This is a genomic window from Massilia sp. TSP1-1-2 (genome assembly GCF_049896185.1).
Classification (GTDB): Bacteria; Pseudomonadota; Gammaproteobacteria; order Burkholderiales; family Burkholderiaceae_D; genus Telluria_A.
Map to the genome: position 1 here is coordinate 86131 of NZ_JAFCTU010000023.1, position 8425 is coordinate 94555.

Below are 8425 nucleotides of genomic sequence, written 5' to 3' on the forward strand. Positions count from 1 at the left end.
GGATTTAGATTTGCCATGACAATTTGAGAAATACCTCGTTTTGCGCCGTGTGGGGCGCGCTGCCGGGGGCGTCGCCGCGCGTTAAGGTCAGGCCGGCATAGGCCGCCGTGCCGAACGATGCAGTGTGGCCGTAGACGAACGAGGCGACCTGCTGGGTACTCCGGGCAGCGACCGGCAGCGCATACCACTGCGGCGCGCGCTCGGTGCGCGTCCACTGCGCGATCATGCGCAGCGAATCGTGCGCGCTGAAGTGATAGATGCCATTGAGCTGGGCCGCCTGCGCCGTGTACAGGCGCTGGCCCTGTTCAGCCCCGTCCTTGCCATCGATCCAGTTGATGGTGTAGGTCGGTTCGAACTCGAGTCGTTCGGACGGGCGCACGCGCCCATACAAGGTCAGCGTGCCGCCCTTGCCCACGCGCGTGGCCAGCACGTCGATCTGGTCGCCGTACGTCAGTTCGGCCTGCAGACGCGCCAGCACCGGGCCCGGCGTGATGCCGACGCGCCCGCCCGCCAGCGCCGTGGTCAGCACCTCGCCACCGGCCAGGGTACGGGTGCGGTTGGCCGGCTTGACGTGCAGTTCGAATTCGCTGTCCAGGGGGCCGGCGATCCAGATGCCGGGAAAAATGTCGGTCGAGATCAGCGCGCCGCTGCGGTCAACGCGGCGATCGGCGTAGAAATAGAGATTCATTTCATTAAAGGGACCGGTGCGGCCCAGCTTGCGCGAGGTCTGGCCGTTGACGAAGCGGTAACCGACTTGCGAAAAGAAGCCGTTATCGGCGCGAAAGCCATCGCTGACGTCTTCCAGGCTGCCCTGCAGGGACCAGTTCTGCGGGTCGTGGCTCCAGTCGAGCATGGCGGCGTGGCCGCTGCTGCGCTCGCCTGCCACCAGCGCGCCGTGGCCGTCGGCCTTGGCGGTGGTGGCGCTCACCAGCAACTGGGCGCGCACGCGGTCGTAGGCGCCCGGCTGCCAGCTCAGGTCGGGACCGGCCAGGCTGTTGTAGCCGCGAGCGCCCGCATACCGGCGTTCGCTGCCGGTCATGCCCAGCACCAGATCGCCCCGCTTGAACTGGATGCGCCCCAGCGCCGCTTTCGAGCCTTCGCTGACGCGGGCATACCCGGTGCCGTAGGGACCGGGCAATTGGACCAGGCTGTCGCCGCGGTCGTTGGCGTACAAGGCGGTCAGGTCGCTGCTCTCGCCGCGCCGGGTGTAGCGTGCGCCGAACCCGATCTGGCCGATGGTGCGGGTGTTGATGGCGCGCAGCGGCGTCTGCAGCAGGTCGCTCCCCTCAAGAAAGAAGGGGCGCTTTTCCGGCACGAACAAGCCGAAGCGGGTGTTGCCGGACAATTGGGGTGCATCGAGTTCGACCTGCGAAAAGTCCGGCTCGATGGTGAGGTCGACCACGCTGGCCGAATCGGGCCGCAGCTTGACGTCCAGGCTGAGCTTGCGCTTGTCGGTGCGCACATCGGCGGAGCCGGTCTGCTCGCTGCGGTTGCGGCTCATGACCAGTTGCGGGGTGGCGCTCCAGCTCAAGCCCGTAGGCAAATCGTTCAGTTGGGCGACCGGAGTGGCGAAGCACAGGATGCAGTTGGTATTACGGGTGACGGGGGCGCTGTACATGCGGTAGCGCTGCTCGCGCGTCAGGTTGCGCATCACCAGCAGCTTCCACGGCGCCGTGCCGTCGCGCACATAGGCGACCGAGGCAAACGGAATGCGCGCCACCATGGTCCAGCCGCCGTCGAAGCGGGCGGTGGCGGCGTCGACATCGATGTCCGGCGCGAAGTTGTCGCCGCCGGCGGGACTGTGGGAGCCGTCGCTGATGGCGCCGCGCGCGTTGACGTAGATGACCTGGGCCGATTTGGCGCTGCCGCCGGAATCGAGGAACAAGCCGATGTAGTCCTGGTCATTGCTCAGCTTGTCGCGACGGGCGAAAGGACTGCGGATCCGGCCCGGCTCGCCGTCGTGGGCGCGCACGCCGATATACAGATAGCGCTGGTCGTACAGCACCTTCACTTCGGTGCGCACTTTGGCGGCCACGTTGTCGACCGGTTGGGTTTCGAAGAAGCTGTCGTAGACGGGGGCGCTGGCCCAGGCGGCGTCGTTGAGGGTGCCGTCCAGGTGGATCTGCTGGTTCGCCGGCAGCCGCCGGGCCTGGAAACCGTCGGCGCCAAATGCCATACCTGAGAGAAGCACGCACAGGCTGAAGAGCGCCGGTCGCGGCCAGCTGCGCACGCCATCCAGCGACTTCGGTCGCGCCATCGCTGCCCATTTATCGACCTTCATGTCTGCGCTCATCCTGACCGTCACCGAGATTATTGTGTAGTAATAATACATGGATATTTTGTAGTAAACCTACAACCCGGCAGAAAAACATGAAATTTTTATGAGGACGATTACACAAAATGTAGAAATAGCTCTAAAAAACAGCAATTTGCAATGTGCTGCAAACTTGTTTTTTACTTCAATGTAAACTAGAACGTTGATCGGCGTTGTATTACTACATGAAATGAGGGCTTGGGGGGTGGTACGGAGGGAAAGCGCTTTGCAGCACGCCGAAGCGCACCGGCGGGCAGGCGGATTGCCCGCCCTGCCCACTTCAAGCGAACGACGCTACCACTCAATAGCGAGCGAGGTCATCGGTTTCATGGCCAGCGGCGCACGCAGCGACACGGTCTCGTCCGTCAAGACGTTACGGCCGCGCGCGGCCTGCTTGATCATGCTTTTGAAACGCGTCAAGTCGAGCGTGGCCGGACTCGCATTCTTGTTCAGCACGACCATGACGGTGTGCGCGCCGTCGTAGCGGAAGTAGACATAGCAGCCGTCCTGCGGGATGAAGTGGGTCAGCTTGCCGCCGGCGATGGCGGCGCTGCCCTTGCGCCAATTGAACAGCTTGCGCGTGAAGGCTTGCATGTCGGTTTGCTGCGCGGTAAGGCCGGCGCCGGTGAAGGCGTTCACATGGTCGCCTTCCCAGCCGCCCGGCATGTCGGCGCGCAGGCGGCCGTCGTCGCGTTCGACCGGACTGCTGGTCAGCACTTCCGTGCCATAGAAGAACTGGGGAATGCCGCGCGTGGTTGCCGTAAACAGCAGCGCCGTCTTGAGCAGGTCGACATTGCCATGCACTAAAGGCAGCATGCGCGAGCGGTCATGGTTGTCGACGAACACGAGCAGATTCATCGGGTCGGGGTACAGGAAGTCATTGGCGATCATGTCGTACAGCTTGTGGAAGCCGTCCCAGCCTTGTTCGCTGTTGTTCAGCGTGGCGGGCAGCGCTTCAACAAGGGGAAAGTCCATCACGCTCGGCAAGCCCGAATCGTAGCCGTCGCGGTTGCGGGCGCCCTTCTGCCAGTACGCGACCAGCTGGGGCTGCGCATCCATTTCCTCGCCGACGATATTCAGGTTCGGATACTCGGCCAGCACCGCCTTGCACCAGGCGGACAGGAAGCGCGAGTCGGCGTAGGAAAACGTGTCTTCGCGGATACCCGACAAATTGGCGTATTCAACCCACCAGATCGTATTCTGGATCAGGTAGCGGGCCACCAGCGGATTGCGCTGATTCATGTCCGGCATGGAATCGACGAACCAGCCATCCTGGAACAGCGCGCGGTCTTCGGGTGCGGCGTGGATGTCGTGCACGGTGCTGTGCTGGTTGTTGGTCAGCGCGCGCGTGGCGGGCACATTGAGCCAGTCGACGGCGGGCATGTCCTTCATCCACCAGTGGCCGTTGCCGATGTGGTTGAGCACAACGTCATGGATGACGCCCATGCCCAGGCCATTGGCGGCGGCGACATAGCGCCGGTAATCGTCATTGTTGCCAAAGCGCGGATCGACGCGGTAAAAATCGGTCAGGGCGTAGCCGTGGTAGGAATACGCTTGCTGGTTGTTTTCCAGCAGTGGCGTCGGCCAAACCATGGTGAAGCCGAGCTGCTTGATGTAGTCCAGGTGCGCCGTCATGCCCGCCAGGTCGCCGCCGTGGCGGGCCACCGGGTTGGCGCGGTCGGCCGGCTCCACCATGCCGGGCAGCGTGTCGTTGGCGGCGCTACCGTTGGCGAAGCGGTCGGGCATGAGCAGGTAAATGGCGTCGCCGGCGCTAAAACTTTTGCGCTGGGCCGAGCCCTGGCGCCGCTGCTCGAGGCGGTAGCGGGTGCTGGCCAAGGTGGCGCCGCCGCGCTTGAAGGCAATGTCGAACGCGCCGGCGCGCGCACTCGGGGCAATCTGAAAGTTTAGAAAGACATAATTCTTGTTGTCCGTGCGGTCGACGCGCACCAGCTTGACGCCAGGGTAATTGACCTCCGGCTTGAGGCTGGCGATGTTTTCGCCATGGACCATCACCTGCAATTGCGGATCGTGCATGCCGACCCACCAGTGCATCGGCTCAACGTGGGCGATTTGGAAGTCTGCAGCGTGGGCGCTGGATAAAAACACGCTGGCAAGCAGCATGAGGGCTAGTCGTTTCATCACATCTCCTTTGGTTTTTGTAGCAAAATAACATAGATTCCTATCAAAACAATGAAAATCTTTCCAGGGTTTTTGGTTAGATGTAGTGAAATTACATTGCCTCACCCTTTCCTTGAGACTGGCAGGAAGCAAACAAGGGTTTGTTACAGGCTAGGGGTATGAGGTGTCGTCGAGCGTTTATGGAAAGCTTTGCATACGTTCTTATGAAAAGGATATTGTTATGCGGAGTAAACCGATCTGGGGCGACGGCGACGCCTGTTTGACTTGGGTCCGATCTGTCACACTGCTCTGATTCGCTTCACAGAATGCCGCCGTCCTTCAGGGCAACCAGGAAGGAGCGCAGCATGGTTACTGCCTATTTCAAATCTGCGCCAACCATTGCGCGGTATCGGGCCGGAAATGCCGGCCCGCATCTCGACCGCTTCGTCGCTTGGCGGTCCAACCAAAGCTACCGACGTGTCTCCATAAGGCCTCATGTTCGAGAGGTGGCCAACTTTGCCGCGTGGGCGGTGGCCGGAATCGGTCGGACTCGGTACGGCTCCCCTCGACCGTGCTGCCGTGACGCAACTGCGCGACTTCCTTTCGGCCCGCGGTCGTCTGCACTACCCAAGTGGCAATTGCCGCCATGTCCACCAGAGTGCCTGTATTCTTTCTCGCTTCTTGATTTGATTGGCGCTGTCCCACCACCGGCTGATCCAATCGAAAAAATAGAGACCGTTGAAGGTATAACGCCGTTAAGGCTGAAGCGAGGTCGATTTACAGTTCCAGACCAGCTGATCGAATCATTAAAGGCCAGGTAGTGCGCACGGGCGCTTGATCGCCACAGGCGATTGTAGGCGCTGACCGGCGCCTGTGGAGCCTCGTACTGTTGTGTCGGGTACAATCGACGGCAACCGGCCATGAGCGGACATTCACTGTTGGCCTATGGTTGCCTAGGCCGATCCCAAGCTCGCGTTCCTATATTCGAAAAATTCCAACAATGTCGGATCGCTTCATGCTGAAAGCCCGCCATCTTTCGCAATAGTAAATTGCCCTAACAGCGCTTCCAGGTCCGCAGGCAGTACCGGCTTGGTCAAGTGAAAGTTAAAACCAGCTTCGCTTGCCAGCCGTCTGTCCTCATCCTGGCCCCACCCGGTCAGGGCGATCAGCACCATGTCTTTGCCCCACGCCTGCAGCCGAATTTGCCGGGCAACTTCGTAGCCGTTGAGGGTAGGCATTCCGATATCTAGAAAAATTACGCTCGGCTGGAGCTGCGCCGCAAGTTCCAGCCCACGGGGCCCGTCGTGCGCTGTCAGCGTCCGGTTTCCCATGAAGGTGAGTAACATGCTCAAAGTTTCTGCGGCATCGGCGTTGTCGTCCACCACCAGGATATGGTGGTGAGGTGCGTCAATGTGGGGGGCGGGCAGCATACTTGGCTCCGGGGCCGCAAGCGAGGTCGCTATGGGCAGGCGCACCACGAATTCGCTGCCATTGCCCTTGCCATCGCTTAGAACCTCGATCGACCCGCCATGCATCTCGACCAGGCGCCTGACGATAAATAGGCCGATACCCAGGCCCCCCTTGGACCGGCCCATGCTGTCGTCAATCAGTTTAAACATGTCAAATACGTGCGAGAGTGCTTAACTCATCACGGTATCGGTGAGCAGATCATCGGCGCTGACCCGCATTTTCCTGGATTTCATCGCAGTGAACTGCGTTTCGTCGCAATTGGGGTGCTACGTGAATTGACGCGTGACATACTCGATTCGACGGCTGCACTTCGGCGGTACTCGCCAATCTCTACGAAGTTGGATAGCCCGACCCACATTGCCCGAAGAACATTCTGAAGACATTTCAGGAATGATGTTCGAGGTCATAGACGGAATTTCACCCTACCGCTAAAGCCCAGAACCATGAAGCGACTTTTAACTATTCTCTCAAGTGTCTTCGGACTGCTACTCGGCGCTTGCCAATATAACCCAAGCCAGCGCGCTGCCCCGGATGCGATTCAAATGCACACTGATGGCCTTTTCGAGAAGCTTGTCGCCGTCAGGCGAGATCTCCACCAGCACCCTGAACTGGCGGGCTATGAATCTCGAACTTCAGCGACAATAAGCGCGCACTTGCGTGAAATGGGGCTAGAAGTTCACACTGGCCAGTACGGCCACAGTGTTATCGGAATACTACGAGGCGTGCACCCGGGAAAGACGGTTGCATGGCGAGCCGAGCTTGATGCGCTTCCTGGCGAGTTCCGTGATCCCGCACTCTTCAGGTCGCAGAATCCCGGTGTTCAGCATGCCTGCGGGCACGATATCCACATTGCAATTGCTCTAGGAATCGCCGAGGTCCTTGCAAAGCAGCGGAAGTCCTTGCGTGGCACGGTTGTCTTCGTGTTTCAGCCGGAAGAGGAGACCTTCAAGGGCGCAAAGGCCCTGATCGACCGGGGCGTTTTCTCGTCCATCACCCCGGATGAGATCTACGGCCTGCACGTGACGGCATTGCCCGTTGGACAGATTGTCGTCCGGGCGGATGAGATGTACGCATATCAGCGGCGACTGAGCATCAGGCTGAAAAACGAATTGTCGAGGGCGGATGTAGTGCAGTTGACGAAGAATGTGAACGGTGAGCTGTCTCGGAGCCGGACTGGCGAGAAGCCTTGGGAGATTCAACATATTGGCGATCCTGTGATCGGACTGACTTCCCGGAGTACGGTGTTTCAGGACTACCTGATCATGGATGCGACCTTTGACACTCGCACAGAAAACGACGAGCTTGTTCTTGACTTCAATCTATATGAAACCACCGCATCGAAGCTGGGGGGCATCATTTCTCGCGTCGAGCGCGTGATTGATGCCAGCGGCCACAAGAGCCAATTTGTCTCCGTGTCATACGTACAAGACAATCCCACTGTGCTCAACAACGCCTCATTGACTCGCTTTGCCATCCGCACACTGCAGCGAAGCCGCGGAGTTGGCGCGGTCAGGCAAGCTGTTGGGCAGGTACCGTTCTTCAATGATGACTTCGCCTACTTTCAACAGAAAATTCCCGGCGTGTACTTTCTCCTCGGCGGATCAAATGCCGAGAAAGGTTTCATTGCTATGAACCATGCTCCAGATTTTCAAGTAGATGAAGAAAGCATCAGAGTCGGAGTAAGCAGCTTCTCGTCCTTGATCATTGCGCGGCTAGGAACGCCTGACCAGGCTGAGTGAGACTAGGGGACACTACGCGCAGCGTGAGTGGCCGCTTTGTAGCGGTCAGATCGACTGGCGCTACGTCTGCTTCGGGGCGTTACCGGTCATTCCAGATTTATCTTGATCGTGCCAATTTCGGCTGACACGTGGCATTTTATGGAAAGCAAAATCAAGGTCTGCGCCTTGCATCTACGGGGTTGTTCGACCGCAACCTGGCATAACCACGCACTTCCATAGAACGTTCATGGAAAGTTTTGCATAACTGTTCCACTGCACCTCAAACCCCGGCTACGCCCACAATTGTTACGTTCCGCAGTATTTTAGGGGCGGCGTACCATCCTATTCGAGGTTGAATTTTGGAACTTGTCGCGATGTTTTTTCGGAGGACCTTTTCCGCCTGCGTTCATGGGGCGGGAGCATTACAGTGGCGGCAGATTTGGTTCCGTGGCCGACCGCTCTGGAGGAGCTCCGGACGAACGCAGGGGTACGCCCTGAATGGGCGACCTCGCATCCGCTCGGCTCGAATCGCCCCTGCCGGATAGACCACGTTGAAAGCGGCTGGCAGGGGCCATGCTTGAATTTGTGCGCGCCACTTAATCCGGAGGGCGGCGCTCCCAAGGGTGATCCGGATCATGGTCCCGACTCTTCGCCCCCAGCTTGACTGCCTGGTGGCGCAGAATCTTGTCCAGATAGCGTACTTCGCAGACACTGGCCAGTGCAAACATGACCCCGGTCAGCACCGCCGCAGTCTCGTCCGAGATGTCATCTGGCGCCGGCAATAGGGATTTGTAGCGTGATGTCA

5 protein-coding genes and 1 pseudogene are annotated in these 8425 nt (G+C 59.6%); 1 reads left to right on the plus strand and 5 read right to left on the minus strand.

Features of this window, described 5'->3' with window-relative positions; genetic code table 11:
* Positions 1 to 4: 4 nt before the first annotated feature.
* From ACP7BV_RS18975 to ACP7BV_RS18990, 4 genes and pseudogenes are all read right to left on the minus strand, one after another.
* A complete protein-coding gene (locus ACP7BV_RS18975) occupies positions 5 to 2281 on the minus strand; it encodes a carbohydrate binding family 9 domain-containing protein (RefSeq protein WP_426106017.1) in 2277 nt (758 codons plus the stop codon).
* 327 nt (positions 2282 to 2608) lie between these two features.
* The gene (locus tag ACP7BV_RS18980; RefSeq protein WP_426106019.1) at positions 2609 to 4453 is read right to left on the minus strand and encodes a glycoside hydrolase family 13 protein; all 1845 of its coding nucleotides are present in this window, start codon (positions 4451 to 4453) and stop codon (positions 2609 to 2611) included.
* 992 nt (positions 4454 to 5445) lie between these two features.
* Complete coding sequence (locus tag ACP7BV_RS18985; protein ID WP_426106032.1) at positions 5446 to 5862, minus strand: response regulator; 417 nt, start codon at positions 5860 to 5862, stop codon at positions 5446 to 5448.
* A gap of 39 nt (positions 5863 to 5901) precedes the next feature.
* Positions 5902 to 6054 (minus strand): annotated as a pseudogene (locus ACP7BV_RS18990) (ATP-binding protein); the annotation flags it as partial.
* A gap of 291 nt (positions 6055 to 6345) precedes the next feature.
* Between ACP7BV_RS18990 and ACP7BV_RS18995 the strand changes: the two are divergent.
* On the plus strand, positions 6346 to 7641 hold the full coding sequence (locus tag ACP7BV_RS18995; RefSeq protein WP_426106021.1) for a M20 metallopeptidase family protein: 1296 nt from the start codon (positions 6346 to 6348) through the stop codon (positions 7639 to 7641).
* A 575-nt stretch (positions 7642 to 8216) separates the two neighbouring features.
* On the opposite strand, the gene ACP7BV_RS19000 is transcribed toward ACP7BV_RS18995, so the two are convergent.
* Positions 8217 to 8425, minus strand: a 209-nt coding sequence (locus tag ACP7BV_RS19000) for a hypothetical protein (RefSeq protein WP_426106022.1), incomplete at its 5' end; no start/stop codon positions are given.